The 24,617-nt window shown below is 44.5% G+C and carries 26 protein-coding genes; 11 read left to right on the plus strand and 15 right to left on the minus strand.

All coding sequences use genetic code 11. The features are described from left to right. Positions 1–53 precede the first annotated feature (53 nt). A complete protein-coding gene (locus NB463_RS13555) occupies positions 54–443 on the minus strand; it encodes a DUF2750 domain-containing protein (RefSeq protein WP_012841946.1) in 390 nt (129 codons plus the stop codon). A 75-nt stretch (positions 444–518) separates the two neighbouring features. Continuing rightward, positions 519–1,424 carry a manganese-dependent inorganic pyrophosphatase gene (locus NB463_RS13560; protein WP_258430838.1) on the minus strand — a complete coding sequence of 302 codons (906 nt, stop codon included), beginning with the start codon at positions 1,422–1,424 and terminating at the stop codon, positions 519–521. Positions 1,425–1,610: 186 nt separating this feature from the next. Between NB463_RS13560 and NB463_RS13565 the strand changes: the two genes are divergently transcribed. After that, positions 1,611–2,825: a putative manganese transporter gene (locus NB463_RS13565; RefSeq protein WP_258430839.1), complete on the plus strand. Its 1,215-nt coding sequence runs from the start codon at positions 1,611–1,613 to the stop codon at positions 2,823–2,825. A 77-nt stretch (positions 2,826–2,902) separates the two neighbouring features. On the opposite strand, the gene NB463_RS13570 is transcribed toward NB463_RS13565, so the two are convergent. From NB463_RS13570 to torE, 4 genes are all read right to left on the minus strand, one after another. Next, positions 2,903–4,642: a glycoside hydrolase family 36 protein gene (locus NB463_RS13570; RefSeq protein WP_258430840.1), complete on the minus strand. Its 1,740-nt coding sequence runs from the start codon at positions 4,640–4,642 to the stop codon at positions 2,903–2,905. A 199-nt stretch (positions 4,643–4,841) separates the two neighbouring features. Further along, a complete protein-coding gene (torA, locus tag NB463_RS13575; protein ID WP_041156583.1) occupies positions 4,842–7,304 on the minus strand; it encodes a trimethylamine-N-oxide reductase TorA in 2,463 nt (820 codons plus the stop codon). Positions 7,305–7,329: 25 nt separating this feature from the next. Then, positions 7,330–8,514: a pentaheme c-type cytochrome TorC gene (torC, locus tag NB463_RS13580; RefSeq protein ID WP_031780338.1), complete on the minus strand. Its 1,185-nt coding sequence runs from the start codon at positions 8,512–8,514 to the stop codon at positions 7,330–7,332. A 50-nt stretch (positions 8,515–8,564) separates the two neighbouring features. Next, entirely contained in the window at positions 8,565–8,744 is a 180-nt protein-coding gene (gene torE / locus NB463_RS13585) for a trimethylamine N-oxide reductase system protein TorE (protein ID WP_005378141.1), read from the minus strand. A gap of 463 nt (positions 8,745–9,207) precedes the next feature. Between torE and NB463_RS13590 the strand changes: the two genes are divergently transcribed. Together NB463_RS13590 and NB463_RS13595 are read left to right on the plus strand one after the other, a co-directional pair. Next, entirely contained in the window at positions 9,208–10,020 is an 813-nt protein-coding gene (locus NB463_RS13590; protein WP_065645351.1) for an ABC transporter permease, read from the plus strand. A 354-nt stretch (positions 10,021–10,374) separates the two neighbouring features. Continuing rightward, a complete protein-coding gene (locus NB463_RS13595; RefSeq protein WP_005378145.1) occupies positions 10,375–10,512 on the plus strand; it encodes a hypothetical protein in 138 nt (45 codons plus the stop codon). A gap of 83 nt (positions 10,513–10,595) precedes the next feature. Here NB463_RS13595 and focA read toward each other — a convergent pair whose 3' ends face one another. Further along, entirely contained in the window at positions 10,596–11,456 is an 861-nt protein-coding gene (focA, locus tag NB463_RS13600) for a formate transporter FocA (protein ID WP_005393324.1), read from the minus strand. A gap of 299 nt (positions 11,457–11,755) precedes the next feature. Between focA and NB463_RS13605 the strand changes: the two genes are divergently transcribed. Beyond that, on the plus strand, positions 11,756–11,989 hold the full coding sequence (locus NB463_RS13605; protein ID WP_005378148.1) for a TIGR02647 family protein: 234 nt from the start codon (positions 11,756–11,758) through the stop codon (positions 11,987–11,989). Positions 11,990–12,025: 36 nt separating this feature from the next. On the opposite strand, the gene NB463_RS13610 is transcribed toward NB463_RS13605, so the two are convergent. Next, on the minus strand, positions 12,026–12,484 hold the full coding sequence (locus NB463_RS13610) for a PACE efflux transporter (protein ID WP_005390910.1): 459 nt from the start codon (positions 12,482–12,484) through the stop codon (positions 12,026–12,028). Positions 12,485–12,573: 89 nt separating this feature from the next. On the opposite strand from NB463_RS13610, the gene NB463_RS13615 reads away from it, so the two are divergent. Genes NB463_RS13615 through NB463_RS13625 form a run of 3 tightly spaced genes read left to right on the plus strand, consistent with a single transcriptional unit; the run spans position 12,574 to position 14,937 of the window. After that, the gene (locus tag NB463_RS13615; protein WP_005390908.1) at positions 12,574–13,452 is read left to right on the plus strand and encodes a LysR family transcriptional regulator; all 879 of its coding nucleotides are present in this window, start codon (positions 12,574–12,576) and stop codon (positions 13,450–13,452) included. A gap of 22 nt (positions 13,453–13,474) precedes the next feature. Beyond that, entirely contained in the window at positions 13,475–14,302 is an 828-nt protein-coding gene (locus tag NB463_RS13620; protein ID WP_258430841.1) for an NAD-dependent epimerase/dehydratase family protein, read from the plus strand. Continuing rightward, on the plus strand, positions 14,299–14,937 hold the full coding sequence (locus tag NB463_RS13625; RefSeq protein WP_258430842.1) for a YdcF family protein: 639 nt from the start codon (positions 14,299–14,301) through the stop codon (positions 14,935–14,937). The genes NB463_RS13620 and NB463_RS13625 overlap by 4 nt, the downstream gene beginning before the upstream one ends. A 61-nt stretch (positions 14,938–14,998) precedes the next feature. Here NB463_RS13625 and NB463_RS13630 read toward each other — a convergent pair whose 3' ends face one another. Next, positions 14,999–15,577, minus strand: a complete 579-nt coding sequence (locus NB463_RS13630; protein WP_005378154.1) for a thymidine kinase — start codon at positions 15,575–15,577, stop codon at positions 14,999–15,001. Positions 15,578–15,664: 87 nt separating this feature from the next. Continuing rightward, positions 15,665–17,047 carry a cysteine--tRNA ligase gene (gene cysS, locus NB463_RS13635; RefSeq protein WP_005390902.1) on the minus strand — a complete coding sequence of 461 codons (1,383 nt, stop codon included), beginning with the start codon at positions 17,045–17,047 and terminating at the stop codon, positions 15,665–15,667. 203 nt (positions 17,048–17,250) lie between these two features. On the opposite strand from cysS, the gene NB463_RS13640 reads away from it, so the two are divergent. The 4 genes from NB463_RS13640 to NB463_RS13655 all read left to right on the plus strand — a co-directional run bounded on the left by NB463_RS13640 (position 17,251) and on the right by NB463_RS13655 (position 20,452). Continuing rightward, entirely contained in the window at positions 17,251–17,745 is a 495-nt protein-coding gene (locus NB463_RS13640) for a peptidylprolyl isomerase (protein ID WP_005390900.1), read from the plus strand. A gap of 60 nt (positions 17,746–17,805) precedes the next feature. Continuing rightward, a complete protein-coding gene (gene lpxH / locus NB463_RS13645) occupies positions 17,806–18,543 on the plus strand; it encodes a UDP-2,3-diacylglucosamine diphosphatase (RefSeq protein ID WP_258430843.1) in 738 nt (245 codons plus the stop codon). A gap of 98 nt (positions 18,544–18,641) precedes the next feature. Further along, the gene (locus NB463_RS13650; RefSeq protein ID WP_005378158.1) at positions 18,642–19,856 is read left to right on the plus strand and encodes an EAL and HDOD domain-containing protein; all 1,215 of its coding nucleotides are present in this window, start codon (positions 18,642–18,644) and stop codon (positions 19,854–19,856) included. An 80-nt stretch (positions 19,857–19,936) separates the two neighbouring features. Beyond that, the gene (locus NB463_RS13655) at positions 19,937–20,452 is read left to right on the plus strand and encodes a YchJ family protein (protein ID WP_258430844.1); all 516 of its coding nucleotides are present in this window, start codon (positions 19,937–19,939) and stop codon (positions 20,450–20,452) included. 283 nt (positions 20,453–20,735) lie between these two features. Here the strand turns inward: NB463_RS13655 and hisIE are convergent, their stop codons facing one another. Genes hisIE through hisB form a run of 5 tightly spaced genes read right to left on the minus strand, consistent with a single transcriptional unit; the run spans position 20,736 to position 24,587 of the window. Then, entirely contained in the window at positions 20,736–21,371 is a 636-nt protein-coding gene (gene hisIE / locus NB463_RS13660; RefSeq protein ID WP_065645357.1) for a bifunctional phosphoribosyl-AMP cyclohydrolase/phosphoribosyl-ATP diphosphatase HisIE, read from the minus strand. Further along, positions 21,368–22,141: an imidazole glycerol phosphate synthase subunit HisF gene (gene hisF, locus NB463_RS13665; protein ID WP_004749837.1), complete on the minus strand. Its 774-nt coding sequence runs from the start codon at positions 22,139–22,141 to the stop codon at positions 21,368–21,370. The genes hisIE and hisF overlap by 4 nt, the downstream gene beginning before the upstream one ends. After that, positions 22,123–22,860: a 1-(5-phosphoribosyl)-5-[(5-phosphoribosylamino)methylideneamino]imidazole-4-carboxamide isomerase gene (gene hisA, locus NB463_RS13670; RefSeq protein WP_258430845.1), complete on the minus strand. Its 738-nt coding sequence runs from the start codon at positions 22,858–22,860 to the stop codon at positions 22,123–22,125. Before hisA ends, hisF begins: the two co-directional genes overlap by 19 nt. Before the next feature lie 12 nt (positions 22,861–22,872). Then, positions 22,873–23,487: an imidazole glycerol phosphate synthase subunit HisH gene (gene hisH, locus NB463_RS13675; RefSeq protein WP_053807214.1), complete on the minus strand. Its 615-nt coding sequence runs from the start codon at positions 23,485–23,487 to the stop codon at positions 22,873–22,875. A gap of 26 nt (positions 23,488–23,513) precedes the next feature. Next, a complete protein-coding gene (gene hisB, locus NB463_RS13680) occupies positions 23,514–24,587 on the minus strand; it encodes a bifunctional histidinol-phosphatase/imidazoleglycerol-phosphate dehydratase HisB (RefSeq protein ID WP_053807213.1) in 1,074 nt (357 codons plus the stop codon). Positions 24,588–24,617 lie beyond the last annotated feature (30 nt).

The raw sequence follows: 24,617 nt of genomic DNA on the forward strand, positions 1-24,617 counted from the left end.
AAGAAGCCTGCGTTAAAGCAGGCTGCTCTATTAAATGGACACGAATCGAAAAATTAGCGGCGGCTCGCTTGTTTGCGAAGTTCGAAATCAAACTCATCAGGAAACAAAACCACCCCTTCTTCATTTTGATTTGGGAATACAACAACAGATAATTCGTCATCTTCCAGACCAGATGTCCAACGACTGTGCCACTTGTTTAGAGAGATCGCTTCTGGCTCGCAATCTTCCCAATCACCATTAGCCCATTGCAAAGCAAACTCTTCGTTTGGCCATACTGGTACACAATCATCATCTTCTGTATTTAACATGACACAGCCATGTTCATCTTTCAGAATCCAAACTTTACGATTCGCCACAATCTCTTTTACGCAGTACTTTAAGCGTTGCTCTTCGTTGTAGCGATTGATGGTATCCATCTGCTCTTGGGTGAGTTGCTCAGACATATTCGTCTCCTGTTTCCCATAGAAAAATGCCCGCAGCTAAGCGGGCATTTACAGTATATGCTGGTAATAATGAAATTACGCTAGCTCAGTTTGAAGCCAAGGCCAACCTTGCTTCTTACGGCTTAGCGTGTTTTCCATCATTAACATGCCGTCTTTTTCGTGTTTAACAAGCTTCTCAGCCCACTCACCTTTGTATAGAAGACGAGTTTGAGCAGTCGTGATGTCTGTTAGCATTACAGCAGCAAATGCAAGATTATCTTTTTCGCAACGCGCTTCTAGATCCGCTTCTAGTGCTTCGATCATACCGTCAACTTGCTCAAGAGTTGCAAGTTCAACCTGACCAACCACTACGTCACGACCGTTGAATGGGTAACCTTTAAGGTCTTTCTCAACAAGCTCAGCCGCAGATAGACCTTCGATGTTTGTCTTAGCAATTAGAAGATCTTTAGTGAATGCGTCAACATCTTGTACGTCTGCGATTACCGCTAGCTCAGCAACGGCATCTTTGTCTTTTTGTGTACAAGTTGGAGAAGCAAAACCTACTGTGTCAGATAGAATTGCTGACATCATTAGCTTAGCGATTTGTGGAGTAATCACGTGACCTTCAATCTTGAACATGTTGAATAGAACAGTGTTGGTACAACCAACAGGCCAGATCCATGCTTCCATTGGGTTTACTGTCATCACGTCACCTAGGCGGTGGTGGTCAACAATACCCGCAATTTCAGCTTCTGCGATATCGTCTGGTGCTTGTGCTAGATCTGAGTAATCTACTAGCCAAACGGTCTCACCCGCAACTGATGTGCGAAGCTCAGGAACTTCAGCGCCAGCAACTTCTAGGATGTGCTGAGTTTCACGGTTGATTTCGCCTTGGCGAATTGGCATAGCTTCAACGCCACGCGCTTTTAGAAGTTCAGTTGCAACGAGTGCACTACAAATACTGTCACTGTCTGGGTTCTTATGACCTACAACTAGAATCATGTTTCTTCCTATTCAAGTCAATTTTATACGCCGCCTAATACAGTTAATTAGGGCGTGTTTGCTCACAAAGGCCGATACTTTACCTGATTTCAGAGAGTTTGACACGAAGAAAAGTTCACAATGCTATTGCGAATAAATCTCATTTACATATAATGATAATTATTCCTATTTGCATTTGAGTAAACGATGAACGCGACCCAATTTTTACACTCTGCACAACAGTTGTTTCAGCCTACTCAGTTTCGTTTAGCTTATAAGCGATTGCTGATCCCTATCGTCATGCTCATTTTGCTAGGCAATGAAAATACACGTGACGTTGCCGTACAGACGCTATCCGACTCATTCTGGGCGGTGTCATGCTATGTTGCCGCCACCTTGGCAATTTATCATTATCTTTCAAACTTTATGTCGAAAACCAATCGAATTACCGAGCTCTACCATCGCTCGCGTAATCATCAGGTTTTCTTTGCTTCTTTATTAGGTGCTTTGCCTGGCTGTGGTGGCGCTATTGTTGTGACAACGCAATTTATTAGTGGCCGAGTGGGATTTGGTGCGATTGTCGCGGTACTTACTTCAACAATGGGTGACGCTGCCTTTTTACTTCTTGCCGCCAAGCCAAGTGTTGGATTAGGCGTGGTTGGATTGGGCATAATCGTGGGTACTCTTTCAGGGCTGGTCGTTAATGCTTTTCATGCTGATAACTTTCTGCGCCCAGAGCCAAAAGAAGCACCTCAGACACATGCTTGTTGCCAACACCAGACAGACCGACACACGCCTCTTGAACAACGTGCAATCAATCTGCAAGGCGCGTTTTGGAAATGGCTTATTGTACCTGCCAGCGTCGTTGCTGTGTTAATGTCTTTCCAAATCGATATTAATCAGCTGTTGTCTTTGCAGGACAATACCATTGAATGGCTGGGCGCTATCTTCGCGGTGATCACAATGTCGTTGTGGGCGATGACAAAAGAGCTCGGCGATTATCAGTCAACGGTCTCTGAAGATGAAAAAATTGTGGACTCGCACCCAATTCAAAAAGCGGCTCAAGACACAAACTTCGTCAGTGCTTGGGTGATCGTGGCGTTTCTGGCGTTTGAACTGACGACCTATTTTTCTGGAATCAATCTCGTAGAAACCTTTTCTCATTGGGGGATATGGATGCCATTAGCTGGCCTAGCCATTGGTATGCTGCCTGGTTGCGGACCGCAAATTTTAGTCACCAGCCTATACATTTCTGGTGCTGCTCCACTTTCGGCACAGCTGGCAAATGCGATTTCCAATGATGGTGACGCCCTATTCCCCGCCATTGCTATGGCACCGAAAGCCGCTTTGGTCGCGACTATTTATTCGTCCATTCCTGCTTTTATCGTTGGATACGGGTATTACTTTTTATTCGAGTTCTAACGCTCAGGACGTCAAAACAAGAAAGGAGCCACAGTAGGCTCCTTTCTTGTTTTTATAATCGAACGATTTGCTTCACGTTATGCCGTGACGATCGCTTTCGCATTTAGCCCTTTATCCACGCTCACCATTAATAACTGACAAGGTTCTTGGTTTAGCTTTTCTCCTGTCCAGTAATCATACCAATCCATCGGTTGATCAGACGTCAGCGTAAATTCCATCGCCCCGTAGCTGGTATAGTTAAACAAGCAGTGAAGGTCATTCTTCGTCGTTAGTTTTAAAAACGCATGATTTAAACTCAAAGCCGTGAACTTTGCTGACTCTTGGTTACGTTGTTGACGTAGCATGAGCTTAGCCAATGTCTTTTTTGCAAATGGCGTAATCTCAGGGAGCGGATCGCCAGACAGCAGCAAACCACCACACGCCAATAACACCGTGCGATGAAATTCATACTCTTCTCTGGATGCGGCTTGATTAGCTAATGACGTGAATGTCGCGCAATCCGGATCAATTTGCCACAGTTTTCGATGCTGCCAACTACGGTAAAAGGTTTCTTTGGCTATCTGCTCGAAACGACGACTATGGCGTTCTACGTCATCAGAAACACGCATTGCATCCACAAGCCCTAGTGATGGCCACATTGGCGCGTTGCAACCTAAAAGCCACGCATCACCAGCGCCTTTAGCAATCGCTTCCATTCCTAAGCGATACGCCTCAACGCCTGTAATACCAGATTGTTTACGCACACCTTTCAAGGTGCCCCAATAGTTCGCGTCTAGCTTGAACAATTCAACGCCCCACTCTTGTCTCATGACAGAGACCACATTCGTCAGATGGTCTTGCACTTCTGGGTTTGAGGTATCGAGTATGTACCAAGGCGTGCAGCGCCAACCACCGTATGTGACATCTTCTGCTTTAAGTAAGCTTCCATCTTTGTGACGAACAAACCACTCTGGGTGTTGTTTGAAGATCTCCGACTCAGGTTGAGCAATAAAGGGGGCCATCCAAATCGCCGGCTTTTTGCCTTTTGCACGGATACTATGAATGAGCTCTTTCACACCACCAGAAAATTTATCCGATGGGGTTAACCAATCGCCCATAAAGGCTTGATAGCCATCATCCAGAAGTACCCATTCTAGGTCTTCGAGCTTATCTTGCATGCAATCAACGTTCTGCATGATGTTTTGCTCTGTCACGTCTGCGTAGTAGGCATACCACGAACACCAACCGACAGGCGCATCTTGTGTCACACCTTGGCGAACAGGATGATGCTCTGCAATCATCTCTCCATAGATTTGATAAAGCTCAGACAGAGATTGGCCGCAGAGTACCGCCACGGATTCAAGTTGATTACTTTCCCAATCCGCCACTTGAGTAAACTCACCATCAATCGCGGCCGATAAAACCCAATGTCCATCACGCAGGACAACATCAAAATAGCCCGCAAAACGGTGACATGAAGTAAAGCCAAACAAGGTATAGCCAGCCGAGCCTTCCACCACTAAATAGTTGTAGTAACGCTTAGGGGCATCTTTGGGATAGATTCGATAAGAAGGGTTGTTGTCTGGACAGCGACCAATCTCAACGGGATGGCTAACCGTTCCCGCTGTCTGCGCCAGCATTTGGAAGCCATCGCCAATCACGTTGGCCTCGTGCTCGTACAAATACGGCATCTCGAACAACACTTCACGGTCGGTAAACGTTTTATTGTGAAGCCCAGCAAAAGAAAAATGTAATTGATTACCCTCAACTTCAACTTGGAAGTCGTTGTTATTCACAGTGATCTCAATGTGATTTGCCAATTGAATGCTCTGAGCCATAAAGAGTCTACTCACTTAATTATTATTGTTTAGCTTGGTTCATTATCCCCTGCTTGTCCCACCCAATTCGTTATCGACGTCACGAATCCTACTGTCGTTTAGCGTCACAAATTTATTATTGAGATAACGCTCACTGAAATTTTGGTTAAAAAAATACCAGCCCGAAGGCTGGTATTTCGATTGATGTGAATTGCATTCATTAAGCAACTTCGATTGGACCACCGAATGAAGTCACTGGCGGTACTTTGCCGGTGAACTTCTCGAAGTCTACGATACATGTGTTCGCAGAAGTCGCCTGCGCAAGTTCAGAAGAGCCAATGTCTTGCGTTAGCGTGTTAGGGTCACCGTAAGTACAGATTGCGCCCTCTTTCTCGTTTAGAGGACCGTACCATGCACCTTCTTCGATACGAATAACGCCACGTGGGTAGCTGTCAGTAAGAACAGCACCAGCTAATAGCTGACCACGACCGTTGAATACGCGCACTAAGTCACCGTCTTTGATGCCTTTCGCTTTCGCATCCGCTGGGTTGATGTAAACAGGCTCACGACCTTGCACCGCGTAAGTTGCACGGAACTCTTCAGATTCACACATTTGAGAGTGCAGACGCTTGTCTGGGTGACAAGACTGCAACCAGAATGGGTATTTATCTGAACCAGGGCCACCGTGTGAACGCTCTGATTTTTCGAACCACATTGGGTGTTCTTGACAGTGTTCGTAGCCGTAACGGCCGATCTTACGAGACGTGATCTCGATGAAACCAGATGGCGTACCTAGTGGGTTAAGCTCAGGGTCTTTACGGAAGTCCGCATGACGAACCCAAGGTTTACCTTCACCGAAGTCTAGTACGCTCTTCTCCCAGAACTCGTTGAATTCTGGCATTTCAAACTTACCTTCGTTCGCTTTCTTACAATCGTTGTAAAGGCTTTCGATCCATTCCATCTCGCTCATACCACGAGTGTATTCTTCGCGGCGACCAAAACGTTGAGTTAGTTCACTCATGATTTGGAAGTCAGGCTTAGATTGGAACAATGGATCGACGAGACGATGCATTGCAATCAGACCTTTGTTCGAGTATGAACCGTATACGTCGATGTCGTTACGTTCCCATTGCGTACACGCAGGTAGAACGATATCCGAGAAACGACATGTTGCAGTCCAAGCAAACTCGATCGTTACAACCGTTTGAAGTTTGCGGAACGCTTTCTTCATGCGGTTACGATCTTGATGGTGGTGCCATGGGTTGCAACCCGAGATCACCATCATCTTGAAGTCTGGCAGTTTCACTTTACCGCCGTTGTAGTTGATCTCTTTGCCTGGTTCTAGCAGACAGTCGATCCAACGTGCAACTGGGATAGTACGGCTGTAACCGTTAAAGTCGTTGTTGTCCCACTTCGGCTTCATACCTTGGTCAAGGTTACGAGGGAAACCACCAGGGCCCGCGAAACCAGTTGAAGGTACACCGATACTTGAGTAATGGTGACCGTAAGAGATACCACCGCCAGGTAGACCGATTTGACCAACCATTGCAGCAACCACAGCCGCCGCCCAGTATGGTTGCTCACCGTGCTCTTGACGCTGGATACACCAACCCATCAGGATCTGTGTACGACCACTTACTAGCATACGCGCGAATTCGCGAATCTTGTCCGCTTTCACGCCACAGATAGCCGCAGCCCACTCTGGTGTTTTCTCTACTTTATCTTTTGTCTTACCTTGAACGTATTGAATAAACTCTTCAAAGCCTAGACAGTAAGTATCAATGAACTTCTTATCGTACAAATCTTCGTTGTACAGCACGTGCGCCACAGCAAGCATGAACGCTACGTCTGTCAGCGGGTTAATGTACAAGTGATCGTTCTCTAAGTAGCGCTGAGTCTTGTTCTTCACTGGATCTACAGATAGAACGTTGATCTCACCTTTCGCTACTTTTTCTTTTAGTTGTGCTAGGTACTTGAACGACTCATGCGTTTCACAGTTCCAACCTACTTGAAGGTTTTTCACTGGGTCGTTAGCCCAAAGAACGATGTTGTCAGAGTTCTCTAGGATTTCAGACCAAGACGTACCTTGTGCGTAAACTTCGGTTGAACCAAGTACGTAAGGCATGATGGTTTGACCTGCACCCGTCGAGTAGTCACCTACTTTCGTGATGAAGTTGCCGTGCATACCCACTGCACGTTGCATGTGCGCGGTACAGTTGTTGAATGAACCTGTTTGGTTCCAACCCGTTTGACCTGCGTGTAGCGCCCATGGACCGTAGTCTTTTTGAATACGTTCTAGTTCACGGTAGAACAAATCTAGCGCTTCATCCCAAGTCACGCGGATGAAACGGTTGTTACCGCGAGTATCGGCGCTGTATTTGTGTTTCTTCAACCAATCTAGACGAACCATTGGGTAACGCACACGTGAAGGGCTGTAAATAATGCCCTTGATGCCGTTTAGCATTTCAGTTGGGTTTTTGTCTAGCTCTAGCGGTTTGATCTCTTGAACTTTACCCGCGTAGATGTGGGCGCGGAACGCGCCCCAGTGAGAACCTGTTACTTTCCAAGTACCCGTCGTCTCAACAGCATTGGCAGAGGCTGACGCCAATAAGCTAGGACCAATAACTGACGCTGCACTTGTGGTTGCTACACCTTTAAGAAAACTTCTTCGTGTAATAGCCATTTAAATTACTCCAATCCGACGCTTATTAGTGGTGACCTTCAGCATAATCTGAAGAGTGTTTCTGTAGATACTTCAAGATCAGGGCTTCACTGTCTGTATCTAGGTTAACGAACGCCAACATGCCGTCGAACATACCTGGCCAGGTGTTCGCGTCGAAGTGCGCTTCCGCAGGTTGCGTGTGACATACTGAACAGTTGGTTTTGTACGCTTCACGAGATTTTTCCCAAACAGGATTGATGTCGTTCAGCATAGACTCTTTCTTAAGCCATACTTTCGCTGCCACTTTTTCCCATGGAAGACCCGTTAGCTCATCCACTTTTTTCTCACCAGTCGTCACAATGTTGCTATCTGTCGCTGCTTCTTTCATCAGAGACGCAGTCGCAATGTTCTTACCGAAGTCTTCTTGAATTACGCGACCAAAACCTTTCGCTTTACGCCAGCCATCGATTTCGATTTCAACAAACTCGCCTTTGTCTTCAAGAACTTTAACGGTCGATGCTGGGTTAAGAAGACCGGCTTCTTTAGTGCCTTGTGCATCAAAGTAAATAGGTAGGTGACGAACACTCACTAGTTGCTGACCTACAGAGTAATCTGTATTTGAAGTCATACCTTCTAGGTCACCCACGATACCGCCGATGCTGTCCATACCTGCTGGCAGGTTATGCGCGATACCTTTATGACAGTCAACACAGCTTTGATCTTTCTCTGCTGCTTGCTTCATTTGGATACGAGCGGTTGGAGACATTTGCTCGAAATCCATCGATTCATAATTGTGACAGTTCTTACACTCTAAAGATTTGTTTGCCGAGAAACGATCCCATTCGTGTTTCGCAAGTTCGATACGACGCTCTTCGAACACACCCGGTTCGTCGTAGTTGCCAAATACTTGTGCAAATACCTCTTTAGACGCCTGCATTTTACGAGCAATTTTGTCTGTCCAGTTATGAGGAACGTGACAGTCAGGGCAAGTAGCACGAACGCCTGAATGGTTTTTCCAGTGAACCGTTTCTTGCAGCTCAACGTACACGTTGTCACGCATTGTGTGACAACTAATACAGAATTCTTCTGTGTTGGTTGCTTCTAGAGCGGTGTTAAAGCCACCCCAAAAGATAACACCAGCAATGAAGCCGCCCATAGTCAGCACACCTAGGCTGATATGTACAGCTGGGCGCGTCATGGTACGCCACAGTTTAATGATTAATGATTTCATTATTTGCTCTCTTAAAATCTTTTCAAAAGTGTGGTTATGAGCTCACAGGCTTACATGCCGTGCGCGCCTGGAGGTCCAAAGAAGAACACTTGCAACATCCAAACGATGAACCCGTAACCGCCGACAAAAGCCACACTCAGAATTGGGAAGAGAACAACTGCAATGAAGAGGAACGACTTCCACTCCAGGGAGCGTTTTTCACCACTCTCAATTTTATTAACATCACTCATACATTTGCCTATTTTGTATCTAGTGTTATTGAAAAGCCCGCGTAACCAAGCTTAAGTTTTTTACAATCTCTAATGGAAAATGTTAGACCATACTAATAGTAAGGTTCAATCAAATAAGAGCTCTCAGACCTTGTAATTCAACACTTTTTTGAGCTCATCCAGAGATGTGATTGATTGATGTTATTTATTAAAAAACATGAACAGATGTGACAAAATAAGTCTTTTAACCAATTGTTAAAACAACAACATTCACCAAACATAAGTTACATTTGGATAGTAATTAACGGGTCATAAATTGGCTTAAAAACCCGTCAAAAGATAATCAATTGTGAATAAAATGATGCGAAATAATGACAAAAATAGCGCTAAAGGTTTACGTTGAGAACATCAAAAAAATGCACATTGATGTTCATATAAAGGAGGAGCTTAGTTACAATTATTCGCGGATTTTCGAGGAGCGATTATGGATAGCGTGGTGGATATAAGTTGGACCAAACTGGCATTGTTTGGTCTGATTTTGTTGGTTCCCTTCTTTATTAATGCCCGCTACAAATTAGGGATTGCGAAAGACACAATAATTAGTGTTATTCGTATGACACTTCAGCTCATATTGATTGGCGTGTATTTAGAATATCTTTTTCAATTAAACAGCTTACTGGTCAATATACTTTGGCTTGCCATCATGTTACTGATTGGCGCAAGCTCAATTGCAGGAAAAGCTCGCCTGCCTAAAAAGCCACTTATGCTTCCTCTTCTTACAGGCTTAACCTGTGGTCTAATTCCACTTCTTATAGCGATTACCGCAGGCCTAGTGCAGCCATCCCCTATTTACAACGCCCAGTACATGATCCCACTTGCGGGCATGCTATTGGGTAACAGCTTAAGTAGTAACATCATCGCACTGCAGAATTTATTTACGGCTTTTGAACAGAGACAATCAGAATACGAGGCTGCTATCTCACTTGGTGCCTCTCCTCGTTATGCATCATTCCCCTTCATTCAAGAGGCCCTTAGAAAGTCACTTGCTCCAACTTTAGCCTCTATGGCCACTACAGGGCTGGTTACCTTGCCAGGCATGATGACTGGTCAAATTCTAGGTGGCGCAAGCCCGATGGTTGCAATTAAATATCAGTTGGTGATTATGCTGGCTATTTTCGTCATGTTGAGTACCTCCGTCGCTATTACGCTGGAGATGACACTGAGCTGGGTACAAACGAAAGAAGGCCGGATCAAAATAAAAATCCAACAACCAGAACCTACCAAAACTCATAGATAGTTTAAGCGTGTGAACAAAGCCAGTGAAAGGGCTTGTATTATCAAGTCAAACGCACTTTTACCTGAATAACTCATCCATTCTTTAAACATTCATCAAGACGCTTTCTGGAGAAAAGTCAGACAGAATTCTCTCGAGTATAAGCCTCTAATTTTATGAAATTTTCTTTGCAAGTTTAGATACGCACGGCCTTTGAGACAGGTTATCCACAGAAAATGTGGATAAACACCCTAAACCCATACGCAACCAGAAACATAGCAGCATAAGTGATCAATCTAATCGTCATGCTTTGATCACTTGCCTGACATATTCTAATTTTAGAGTAAAGATAGTGACCACAAACTTGGAGAGACGTACATGGATGTCTTAATGATCAAAGAAAATTACGATGAACTCCTATCCGATGCACCTCTGGACTGGCTCGTTCAAGAACCAAAGGAAGTGACTTCTCATTGGCTCCCAACCGATTTTGGCATCAATGAAGAGCTGATTTAACTCACTCGATTTGTGTGAAACTTATCGACACGAATAAAAGAAAGGCGAACCATTTGGCTCGCCTTTCTTTTATTCTTTTAGATTTATCGTAAATGCTTGTCTTCATCACGTAGATAAATCATCCAATACCACATACCAACGAATACACCGCCACCAATGATGTTCCCTATCGTTACAGGGATAAGGTTATTTACGATGAACCCCATCATGTTTAAGTCCGCATAGTTTGCAATATCCGCCCCTGTCATTTGCCAAAATGCTTCCGGTGCAAAATATTTGATTCCAATCGCCATGGGTACTTGGAACATGTTCGCAATACAGTGCTCGAAACCTGCCGACACGAACATAGCTACTGGCAGAATCATGACCGCTATTTTGTCAGTTAATGTACGTCCACTAAACGTCATCCAAACAGCAATACACACCAGCACGTTACACATGATGCCAAGCGCAACAGCAGCAAAGAAACCATGGTGCAATTTGTGTTGAGAGATCGCCATCGCGTTGAGGCCAACTTGGCCGTGATCAAACATATACTGCTTGGTGACCAACATGCATGCTACCAACAAAAGAGCACCAACCATGTTGCCGAAATAAACCACAAACCAGTTTTTGATTAGCGCTTGCCACGAGATCTTTCCACTGGCTCGCGCTACCAATGTTAATACTGAGCTAGTGAAAAGCTCACCACCTGTAACGACAACAAGAATCAAACCAAGGCTGAAGGCTAGGCCACCGATTAGCCTGGTAATACCCCATGGAAGGTCGCCTGCACCTGTTGTCACCGTGGTGTAAAAGATGAACGCAATACCAATATGAAGTCCGGCAGAAATTGCCAATAAAAAAGATTTGATCGGTGCTTTAGTTGCTTTACCTACCCCCACTTCAGCCGCGCGTTCCGCAGCCTGAGGCGGTAATAGTGAGTCAAACTGATTGAAGTTCATTGTGGTGTAACATTTAGAAACAATTAAAGAGGCGCGGATAATCGCTCCATTTCCCTACTTTTTCAAGCGCTATTTAACATGTTTACTAAAAATGTTGTTATCGAGAGATCAACCAATAAAGGTCAACTATCATTAGCAATCGTAACTATCATTGATACTTAACAAGTATTCTGCCTTTCGAACAAAGATCCTGCGTTATATCAGCCTGATAGCGCCATACTTAACACTTCTTATCGTTTAATGTTGCTCAACTCTTCTTTTCAGACTAGCTTGGTAAAAAAAGCGTAAAGGAATCATTTATGAAATATTCAGCTGAACATATCGCCGAATTGAACCTACTTCTTCAGTTCGACTTAAGTAGTGCTGCAACTGGTATTAAAGTTCATACAGACGCGTCAGAAGAAATGCAGGCAGCCGTTGCTCGTCTATACGAGAAGCAACTTTGTACACAGCCTGATGGTGGTTATTTAACAGATGAAGGTATTGAAGTCGCAGAGCATGCAGATAAGATTTTAAGAGTCCTTTCTGTGTAATTTGAACAAAAACGCCACCGAATTCGGTGGCGTTTTTTATTGGTCCCTGCATTTTGTTCCTGCCGAAACCTGCGGTGCTAATCGTTTTTTCATTTTGCTAAATGGCTGAACCTTGTCGTACAACCAATTAAAGCCTGTGGCATAAAATAGGAAGAACACTAGGAAGCCAGCTTCCAACACCAGAGCTTGGAGAAGCGTAATTTCTAAGAACCAAGCAATGACGGGTATAGAGATAAAGATCAACCCTCCCTCGAATCCAATTGTATGCCCAAAACGCATCGCTAAACTTCGCTCAGTTCGATTGCTGCCAAACCACTTATCAAAGTACAAGTTGTAGATGTAATTCCATACGACGGTATACATGCTCAACCCAATCCCAACTAACGCGAGATCACTCGATCCCTTTCCGGTGATCAATGAAGCCGCTGGCACAATGATCGCGAGTGCGATTAACTCAAAAAGTACTGCATGAAAAATTCGTTCGTTACGAGTCATATTTCTCTGTCCAAATAGTTCTACTCAATGCTTAGAATTTTATCTATTATTCAGATAAAAAAAAGTTAGATACCATCGGCAAAAGCGATATGTTTACCATCGAACAACTGCAAGCTTTCATTGCTACATCAGAAACCGGATCATTTTCAGGTGCGGCAAGAAAACTGGGGCGAGCTCAATCCGTAGTCAGCCAACACATCATAAATATGGAGGTCGACTGTGGTGTTGATCTATTTGATCGCTCTGGTCGATATCCGAAATTAACCGAGAGTGGCCTCGCGCTCATACCTTATGCACAAGCGGCAATCAGCCAACTAGACCGATTGAACAACAGAGCATCACAGCTTTTTTCAACACCAACTAATAAATTGGTTTTAGCCATTGATGAAGGGATTCCTCTGACTCGCTTGCCCGACGTGCTAAAAAATTTAGAGCAACGCTTTCCACATTTGCAAGTTGAATGCTTAACAGCTTCAAGTCCGGATATCATTGAATTAGTCAAATCGGAGCGCGCCACTACTGGGATTATTTTGAGTGACTTACAAATGCCAAGACATATCGATTTCACTAATCTTGGTAACATTGCGTTCGATGTCTATGTCTCTTCAACACACGCTCTGGCACAGCAACGCGTCACTCACATTGATCAACTCAAACAACATCGTCAACTGGTCATACGCTCCAAAAACGCAGAGCCATGTGGTCTCAATCAAGCATTCAGCCCGGATATCTGGTACGCTGATAACTACTATATTTTGTTGGAATTAGCGAATAAAGGGTTTGGTTGGTGCTTTCTTCCGGAGCATTTAGTCGCGTATTCACCGAACACACTGAAAAGAGTTGGGGATGATTTCACAAAGCTGGCTTGGCAAGTCAATGTTGACCTTATTCAACATCAGAAATGGCATTCAGATCCCCTCCATCAACAAGCCAAAGCAGAGCTGCTCAATCTATTCGAGCAGACATAAATAAGTAAGTAGGAAGACCCAAATGGCAAATACATTGATCGTAGGTGCAGGCTGGCTCGGAACTCCGCTAGCAGAAACTTTGATGAAAGACGGACACCACGTTGTCGTTACTCGTCGTAACCAAGCTCGGTTAAACGAGTTACCCGCTTCATTAACTCACTCCGCATTATTCGATTTTAATCAACTTAACGCGGCGAAACGGCTAGATGAGTTGCTTAAGCAACATCAAATTACTCACGTTGTCGGTGCTTTTCCCCCTGGTTTTCGTAAAGGACACGGACAAGAATACGCCCAACAATGGCAAATGCTCACAAACGCAGCAAAGCAAAACAACGTTGAAAAGCTCGTTATGATTAGCTCTACAACGGTGTATCCCAACCTAGCTTCTGATATGGAAGAAGCAGATGCGTCACTCTCTTTAGCAGCCGGCAGCCCTTATTTCTCTGACAATGCACGTATTATGCTGCAAGCCGAGCAGCATGTTATCGACTCTAATATTAGCTTCGTCATTATGCGTTGTAGCGGGCTAATTGGGCCAGACAGGCACCCTTCTCGCTTTGCTATGAGACTAAAACAAGTCAGTCGTAAAGCGCCTGCTAATATGCTTCATCAAGACGATGCAGTATCGGCGGTCAAATTTGCTTTAGATAATTTAAGCAACCAAGTTATTAACGTGACCACACCGCATACCGTCAGCAAGGCGGAGTTCTACCAAGCCGCTATAAATAAGAGCGAAAGTGAGATACCTCTTCCACCAGTCACAGAACAAACAGATAAGCGCATTCTCGCAGACAAACTACTCTCACTTGGCTATCAATTTCATTTCAACTCAACTTTGGACGCGCTATGAAACTCTATCGACACATAGAAACACTTTGGGATTACATGCAACTCAAACATGAGCTGAAACCCGCAGACTGTTTGTTTGTGATGTGCAGTAACGATGTGCGTGTAGCAGAACATGCAGCAAATCTGTACCACCAAAAGTTAGCGCCTTTGATTGTATTTTCAGGGGGAGAAGGTCGTTTTACCGATGGACTGTTTGAAAAAAGCGAAGCGGAAACTTTTGCCGAGATTGCCAAGATGTCAGGTGTGCCCAGTGAAGCAATTTTGCTCGAAACTGAATCCACCAACAGTGGAGAAAACGTTCGCTTTACTGAGCAGCGATTGAAAAAGGAAGGAAAAAATTGCTCATCGTTTATTCTGGTGCAAAAACCATTTATGGAACGCAGAGCTATAGCGACATTTGAAAAACAGTGGCAGTCACCCTACTCCCAGCTCCAAGTAAGCTCTACGGCTCATCCGTTTTTTGAGTATATTAATGAAGACATGCCATTAATGATGGTGCTAGAAGCACTAATGGAAGATTTCTCTCGTGTAAAAAGCTATCCAGAGAAAGGATTTCAAACCGAGCAGAACATCCCTCAGCAAGTCGAATCGTCTTACCAGGTTTTGCTAGAGAGATTTGGTTTTGACTTAGTCTAAGCCCTTTCTAGCAGACAACAAAAAGCCACCGATTACGGTGGCTTTTCTGTATTAATACGGATTATTTACCGAGTGCTTCTTTGTAATGCTGACGGCACACGGAGACATATTTGTCGTTACCGCCGATCGCAACTTGATCGCCCTCTTTAATCGCCACGCCATGTTCATCGGTACGAATAACCATATTCGCTTTGCGACCGCAGTGGCAGATCGTTTTGAGCTCAACCAACTTGTCTGCCCAAGATAACAGGTACTTACTGCCTTCAAAAAGTTCGCCTAGAAAATCGGTGCGAAGGCCATAACACAATACTGGAATATGCAGTTTATCAACAACTTCAGTAAGTTGGTAAACCTGCTCTTTCGACAAGAACTGACACTCATCAACAAGAATACAGTGACGTTTCTCAACCTCATTCAGAGCTGCGATCTCTTGATATAAATTGGTATCCTGACGAAACAAGTGTGCGTCAGATTGAAGACCAATACGAGAGCTCACTTTACCAACACCAAAGCGATCATCTAGTGCAGCCGTAAAAATAACTGGCGTCATGCCGCGTTCTTGATAGTTGAAAGAGGATTGAAGAAGCGTTGTTGATTTACCCGCATTCATTGCTGAGTAATAGAAATACATCTGAGCCACAGAGCATTACCTAAAGTTAAAGTTTTAATTTATGGAAATGGAAAATAAAAGGGCTGAATTATCAGCCCTTTAAAATTGAAAATTCAATTACTTACGACGCCACGTTGTGCCTTCTGGACCATCTTCCAGAACAATGCCCATTTCGGTTAGCTTGTCACGAGCCATATCTGCATTCGCCCAATCTTTCGCAGCGCGAGAGTCGTTACGCAGCTTGATAAGAGCTTCGATTTCAGCCACTTCATCATCGTTACCTGCATCACCTTTTAGGAAGGCTTCTGGATCTTGGTGAAGAATACCGATCACATCTGCTAGTTCACGCATTAGCGCACCTAGCTCGCTCGCTTTCTCTAGGTTTTCTGTTTTCAGACGGTTAACTTCGCGCGCCATGTCGAACAGAACTGAGTACGCTTCTGGCGTATTGAAGTCATCGTTCATCGCTGCTGTAAAGCGAGATACATACTCTTCACCACCAGCAGGAGCAGCATTTAGATCCAAACCACGTAGAGAAGTGTATAGACGCTCAAGCGAAGCGCGTGCTTGGTTTAGGTTCTCTTCGCTGTAGTTTAACTGGCTACGGTAGTGACCAGACATAAGGAAGTAACGAACCGTTTCTGCATCGTAGTGACCAAGTACGTCACGGATAGTAAAGAAGTTGCCTAGAGACTTAGACATCTTCTCGCGATCTACCATCACCATGCCACTGTGCATCCAAGTATTTACGTACTTAGTGTCGTGCGCACAGCATGATTGCGCGATTTCGTTTTCGTGGTGTGGGAACTGAAGATCAGAGCCGCCACCGTGAATATCAAAGTGATCACCTAGGATTGAAGAGTTCATAGCAGAACATTCAATGTGCCAGCCTGGACGACCAGGGCCCCATGGTGATTCCCACGTAGGTTCACCTGGTTTAGACATCTTCCAAAGAACGAAGTCTAGTGGGCTGCGTTTGGCTGTTTCGACATCAACGCGCGCGCCCGCTTGCAGCTGATCCAAATCTTGTTTAGACAGTTTGCCGTATTCGTCAAACTTGCGAACCTCAAACATTACATCGCCATTATCCGCAACGTAAGCAAAACCACGTTCAATCAGTTTTTGAACAAGTTCGATGATTTCTGGAATAAACTGGGTTGCACGAGGCTCAATATCAGGGCGCTTCATGTTTAATGCGTCGAAGTCTGCGTGCATTTCACCGATCAAGCGCTCGGTCAATGAGTCACAAGACTCGCCATTTTCAGCCGCACGTTTAATGATCTTATCATCGATGTCTGTGATGTTGCGTACAAACGTTAGATCGTAACCTAGGTAACGAAGGTAACGTGATACCACGTCAAAGGAGACAAAAGTGCGACCGTGACCGATGTGACAGAGATCGTAGATGGTAACTCCACAGACATACATGCCGACTTTGCCAGCTGTAATTGGTTTGAATTCCTCTTTCTGTCTTGTGAGTGTGTTATATATCTTTAACATGATCTCTATCTATGATTGTGAATGAATAAAAGAAGGTCGAGTATATCAACTCCGACCTGGTTAGGTAATAGCAATTAACCGATAAAACGATAATCGGCTAAACTTCAAGCACAAAACGAAGAATTTCCTCTTCCTGAGTTTTTAAAGCACTAGAACTTAGGCTAGAATCTCGGGCTCAACACAACACAGTAAAGGAAAGTAGCATGATCACCCTTCACACTAATTTTGGTGACATCAAGATTCAACTAAACGAAGAGAAAGCGCCAGAGACTAGCGCAAACTTCCTTCAGTACTGCCGCGATGGCTTTTACGACAACACTCTTTTCCACCGTGTTATTGACGGTTTCATGATCCAAGGTGGTGGCATGGAACCTGGTCTACGTGAAAAAGCATCACGTGCACCTATCAAGAACGAAGCAAACAACGGCCTAAGCAACAAAGTGGGTACACTTGCTATGGCGCGTACTATGGAGCCGCATTCAGCAAGCTCTCAGTTCTTTATCAACGTAAACAACAACACATTCCTAGATTTCCGTAGCGAAAGCCTAGATGGTTGGGGTTACTGTGTATTCGGTGAAGTTGTAGAAGGCATGGACATCGTAAATAAGATCAAAGGCGTTAGCACTGGTTCTTACGGCATGCACCAAGACGTACCTCTAGAGGACGTAGTAATCACTGGTACAACAATTGAAGAATAATTCGTAAGAATTATTTCTAAGAGATAAGTTAATGGGGAGGCATCGCTTCCCCTTATTTCTATGACAACATTATTTATTTCCGATCTTCACCTCACCCCATCGCGTCCGGATATTACGGAATGTTTTGTGACGTTCATGCGAACAGAAGCAACGAAAGCCGATGCACTTTATGTATTAGGCGATCTGTTCGAGTTTTGGGTTGGAGACGATGACAAAACTCCTTTTGCCAATCAAATCCGTACTGAGTTCCAGCAACTAACAAAGACTGGCGTTCCTGTTTATTTCATTCAGGGCAATCGCGACTTCCTATTGGGAAAACGCTTCTGTAAAGAGACAGGCATTACATTACTGGATGAAGTTAGCCTCATAGACCTTTATGGTACTAAAGCGGTTATTCTCCACGGTGACACCCTGTGTACTGACGACATTGATTATCAAAAATTCCGTAAGACTGTTCATCAACCTTGGTTGCAGTGGCTGTTTAATCACATTCCTTGGTTTATTAAGAAGAAAATTGTCTCAAAAGTTCAATCCGATATTCGCGATGATAAAATGAGCAAGCCTTTAGACATCATGGACGTCAATCAAAATGAAGTCGAGAAAGTGATGTCTCAGAATTGCGTCAACTTAATGATTCATGGTCACACTCATCGCCCGAATACACATTTTTTTGACGTCAATGGCGTTAAAAAGACCCGGATAGTTTTAGGGGATTGGTATACGCAAGGCTCAGTTTTACAAGTAAATTCTGATGGCTTTGACCTACAAACGAGACCATTCATACAGAATTTGCGTTAAGCATGTAGAGCGTGTAGAAGATTCACGCTCAAGTCGTAGATATTTTGTAAAAAATCGCTATTATCATAATACTAAGTTAAACAGAACGAAGTACCTAATTGAAGTATTCTTACGTAGCTCGCCAACCGATTCTGGATAGAGAAAAACGAACCATAGGTTACGAACTTCTCTTTCGAGACGGTCCTAAAAATACCTTCCCTGAAGTAGAACCAGAGCTGGCTACTAGTCGACTGCTATCCGATCATTTTTTGTCGACGCATTACAACACATTAGGGAACAAACTTGGCTTTGTTAACTTTCCGCATCAAAGCTTGGTGAATCTGGTCCCAACTCTGTTTCCCAAAGAGTCTCTCGTCATTGAAGTCCTTGAAGATTGTGAACCGACAGAAGAGTTGCTAGAAGCAATCAAGCACCTTCATGAATGCGGATACAAAATTGCTTTAGATGATTTTGTGCCGACGAAGGCTTGGAAACGTTTTCTTCCATACGTTTCCATGATCAAGTTTGACATTCGACTCGTACCGATTAAGAAAGCCGCTATTTTTATTCAGGCATTAAGCCCATTTAAAATCGACTTTCTTGCGGAAAAAGTAGAGACCTACGAAGAGTTTGAGCAAGCTTTAGAAGCCGGCTTTAACTATTTTCAAGGGTATTTTTTTAGCAAACCTGAGATGATCCAGAAAAAACGGTTGAACCCCGCGTTTCTTACAGTCATCCAGCTTTGTAAAGAGATTGCAGATAAGCCCATCGACTTCAATGAGGTTGAACGTCTGTTTTCGATTGATGTGACGCTGTCATACAAGCTGCTTACTTACGTAAATTCAGGATATACATTAACGACTAAGATTAAGTCGTTCAGACAAGCGCTTATTTATCTGGGTGAAGAGCGACTACGACGCTTTATTTCCTTAGTTGCCATTGCGTCCGTTCAAGAAGATAAACCAGATTCTCTTTACTCCTTGGCGATTCAGCGTGCAAGAATGTGTGAACTGTTACTTAGTCAAATGAACACTAGGTATGACCCTGGGCAGGCTTTTTTGACAGGCATGTTTTCTTTACTCGGATCTTTGCTCGATCAACCGCTCTCGGATGTCATTGAAGATATCCCCGTTGACGAAGATATAAAACTCGCATTAACCAGTCGAAAAGGCGTACTTGGTCACTTACTTTCAATGACGATCGCCTACGAACAAGCAGACTGGGAATTAGCTGAGCGGTATTGCACCGTTCTTAAATTAACCGAGCCTCAATTAGCAGACGCTTTTAATCAATCTACCGAGTGGGCTCAAGAACTGCTGTCTCAAACGCCCTAAACCGCTATAATGCCTCACCTCCAGCCTCGCAATTGTGAGGTTGTTTGTTTTTACCGCTTAATTAATCGAGATTTCATTTTATGGCTTCTTCTTGTCCTTGCGGCTCTAACCGCACCTACCAACAGTGTTGTGAAATTGCCCACCATAACCATGCTGACGTTACCACTCCGGAGCAGTTAATGCGCTCTCGTTACAGTGCGCATGTGTTAGGTCTAGTAGATTACGTGGTGAACACCTACCACCCAAGCTGTAATGCAGAAGAACAACGAGAAGGCATTGCCCAATCTATCGACAGCGATTGGTGCAAACTTGAAATATTAAAAACAGAGGCTGGCAGTAATGACAATGAAGGCTTTGTCGAGTTTAGCGCTTATTTTGATGAAGACGGCAAACGCTACTGTATGACAGAACGTTCTCGCTTCGTAAAAGAAAATGGGCTTTGGTACTACATTGACGGCACATTTCCTGAAGAAGAGCCAGAAGAAGAACAAGAACAGGATCCACGATTAAGCCAGCCAGTGAGTAGCCTAAAGCTAGGTCGTAACGATCCATGTATCTGCGGAAGCGGTAAGAAGTTTAAGAAGTGTTGTGGGTAAAGGCATCCACGCTTAGCTTATTGAGCTCGCTTTAATGAGATTCCTGATCTCACCTAAGCTCGTCGGAATAACGTGAATATGTACTTTCGTTTGAAATAGATAACGCGACTTCAAATACCGTTAGAAAATATATCGTCATTCTCAACAACGAAGAACAAGCGTGATTCAGAATATAATCACCGTAGGCTCTGCTTTCAGATTTCCCCACCGAATCAACAATATTACATTAAAAAAAAGCCCCTAGACTCACGGAAATAGAGGCTTTCATTTATCTATGACAGGCTTACTTATGACGCTCTTTCAGTTTGTTCACTACGTCATTCATCGATAAGCCTTGGTCTTGAAGCAATACCATTAAGTGGTAAATCAAATCTGCTGATTCACACACTAACTCCGCCTTATCGCCCGACGTCGCCGCAAGCGCGACTTCAACGCCTTCTTCGCCCACTTTTTGCGAAATACGCTTGGTGCCACGGGCATAAAGACTGGCAGTATAAGAGGAATCTGGGTCGGCACTCTTGCGGGCAGCCAGTAGCTGCTCAAGTTGATGAAGCCACACCATTTGTGACTCCTCTTGAGGGTCCACATCCCAGCAAGTTGTGTTACCCAAGTGGCACGTAGGACCAATGGGATTCACTTTTACCAGTAGCGTATCGCTGTCGCAATCTAGCTGCATGTTCACTAGTTGCAATACGTTGCCAGAGGTCTCACCTTTCGTCCAAAGACGCTGCTTGGTACGAGAGAAAAACGTCACTTGACCTGTTTCGCCCGTTTTTGCCAACGCATCTTGGTTCATGTAACCCATCATCAGCACTTGGCTTGATTGGAAATCTTGTACGATGGCAGGTACCAGACCATCCACCTTTTCCCAGTTGATTCGCTCAGCTAGCGAACTTACTTCGGCGGCTTTCACACTCATAGTCGTACCTCAATGCCTTGTTGTTTCAAATACTGCTTTAGTTCACCAATATTGATGACTTGCTTGTGGAATACCGATGCGGCAAGCGCGCCATCCACATTTGCTTTTTGGTAGGCTTCTGCGAAGTGCTCCATGGCACCTGCACCACCCGAAGCAATCAATGGCACGTTACACACTTCACGCACCATATTAAGTTGTTCAATATCGTAGCCGTTACGCACGCCGTCTTGGTTCATCATGTTCAGTACGATTTCACCAGCGCCGCGTTTTTGTACTTCTTGCACCCAATCACGCGTTTCCCATTGGGTTGCTTTGGTGCGTTCTTCATCGCCAGTAAACTGGTAAACCTGATACTTACCTGTCTCTTTGTCGTAGTATGAATCGATACCAACGACGATACATTGCACACCAAACTTATCAGCAAGGTCAGTAATCAACTGAGGGTTCGCCAAGGCAGGAGAGTTAATAGATACCTTATCTGCACCAAACTCAAGAATGCGCGCTGCGTCTTCTGCTGATTTAATACCACCAGCCACACAGAAAGGAATATCAATCACTTCAGCAACGCGAGCGACCCAACTTTTATCAACGACACGCCCATCACTTGAAGCGGTAATATCGTAGAACACAAGCTCGTCAGCGCCTTCTTCAGCATAACGCTGCGCCAGAGGAACGATGTCACCAATGATTTCGTGGTTGCGGAACTGGACGCCCTTCACCACTTGTCCATCACGAACATCAAGACATGGAATTATTCGCTTTGCCAGCATGCAAACGCCTCCTCTGCTGTGAACTTACCATCTAACAATGCGCGACCAACAATCACACCAGCAACACCGCTGCCTTTTAGTGCTTCGATATCCGCTAATGAGCCAATGCCGCCTGAAGATTGGAACTGCACTTGTGGGTACTGTTTACATAAGTCGACGTAAAGCTCAACGTTTGAGCCTTCTAGCGTACCGTCACGAGAAATGTCCGTACAAAGCACGTGCTGTAGACCTACCGTTAAGTAATCGTTGATAAGCGATTCGATGGTCACGCCTGAATCTTCTTGCCAACCAGAGATCGCCACTTTACGTATGCCGTCTTGGTCGATGTTAATGTCTAGCGCGAGAACGATTTTCTCTGCGCCGTATTTTTCCATCCAACCTTTTACAAGCTCTGGTTGTTTTACTGCTGTAGAACCAACCACAACACGTTGAGCACCGGCTTCTAACAGATCAATCACGTCTTGCTCTGTACGCAATCCGCCACCGATTTGGATGTTCGCTGGCGTGCTTGCGAGTAGTTTTGCAATCAAATCAAGTTGGCGCGCTGTTGTGTCTTTCGCACCTGTTAAATCCACCAAATGCAGCCAGTTAGCGCCCGCTTGGTGGTACAAGTTAAACTGCTCTGCTGGGTCAACTTTGTATTCGGTTACTTGGCCGTAATCACCTTGATAAAGGCGAACCACCTGTCCTTCAATTAAATCAAGAGCTGGAATAATCACACTAAATCCCTTTTATAATTCTAAGAAGTTTTGAATAAGCTTCGCGCCCGCTTTTGAAGAACGCTCTGGGTGGAATTGCACACCATAATAGTTACCGCTTTGAACCGCAGCAGTGAATGGATTTCCGTAATCACATTCGGCAATGGTGTAGTCTCCAACTGGCATCGCAAAGCTGTGCACAAAATAGAAGTACTCACCCTCTTCAATACCTTTGAATAACGGATTGCCTGCTTTTGCAGAAACGGTATTCCACCCCATGTGCGGCAGTGGCAAATCGCCGGTATGAAGCAGCTTCACTTCGCCATCACAAAGTCCAAGACACTCAACTAACTCGTCTGCTTTCTGGCCTTTTTCTTGAGACACTTTGCCCAACAGCTGCATGCCTAAACAGATACCTAATAGCGGCTTTTCTACCTGTTTTACCAAGCTGATAAGGTCACGCTCTTCTAGGTTTTTCATCGCTTCGCTGGCGGTTCCCACTCCCGGTAGGAATAACTTATCTGCCGACAATACGACTTGCGGATCTTTTGAAATAGTCACGTCATAGCCTAGGCGTTCAATAGCAAACTTCACCGAAGAGACGTTGGCACAGCCAGTATCGATAATGACAACTTTCTGTTCTGTCACTGTTTTTCTCCTTGCTAACGTTAGCCTTAAAGTACGCCTTTACTACTCGGTAGCTCAGTGCCTTCTACTTTGATTGCTTGGCGCAGAGTACGACCAAACGCTTTAAATAGGCTCTCAATGATGTGGTGATCATTGTTGCCCGCAGAAGAAAGGTGCAGTGTACACGCTAGTGTGTCAGTTAAAGAACGGAAGAAGTGAACCACCATCTCTGTTGAAAGGTCCCCCACTTGCTCACGACTAAACTGCGCGTCGAACTTAAGGTAAGGACGACCAGATAGATCTAGTGCACATTGTGCCAAGCACTCATCCATTGGCAGGCTAAAGCCAAAGCGACCAATACCACGTTTGTCACCCAGTGCTTCTTTCAATGCTTGACCCAACGCAAGAGCGGTATCTTCGACCGTGTGGTGATCATCAATGTGTAGATCACCTTCTACTTTGCACACCATCTGGAATCCACCGTGCGTCGCAATTTGATCCAACATGTGGTCGAAGAAACCAAGACCCGTTGAGATATCGTTACCGCCTTGCTCATCAAGATTAACCGCAACTTTGATGTCCGTTTCTTTCGTGGTACGAATAACTTCAGCAACACGAGCTTTCACCGTCAGATCTTTCAGGATCTGTTTCCAACCCATGGTTTCTGGGTTGTATTGAATACCACGAATTGCCATGTTTTCTGCAAGTTGAAGATCGGTTTGACGATCGCCAATCACGACAGAGTTTTGGAAATCAACTTTGCCACCTTGAAGGTACTCTTTCACCATGCCTAGCTTAGGCTTACGGCAAGAGCAGTTATCTTCTTCAAAGTGAGGACAAATCAACACGTCATCGAACTTCACACCTTGAGACTCGAAGATCTCCATCATCATGTTGTGCGGTGCATCAAAATCAGCTTGTGGGTAGCTGTCAGTACCCAAACCATCTTGGTTAGTGACCATCACTAGACGGTATCCAGCATCCTGCAACGACAACAGGCTTGGGATAACAAATGGCTCTAGTTTTAGCTTATCTAAACGGTCTACTTGAAAATCAACTGGCGGCTCAACAATTAAGGTGCCATCTCGGTCGATAAATAGGATTTTTTGTTGCTTGCTCACTCGAACTTCCTTATTACTAATCTTGTTTCG

This window comes from Vibrio sp. RM-41-2B (assembly GCF_024744415.1).
Taxonomy (GTDB): domain Bacteria; phylum Pseudomonadota; class Gammaproteobacteria; order Enterobacterales; family Vibrionaceae; genus Vibrio; species Vibrio diabolicus.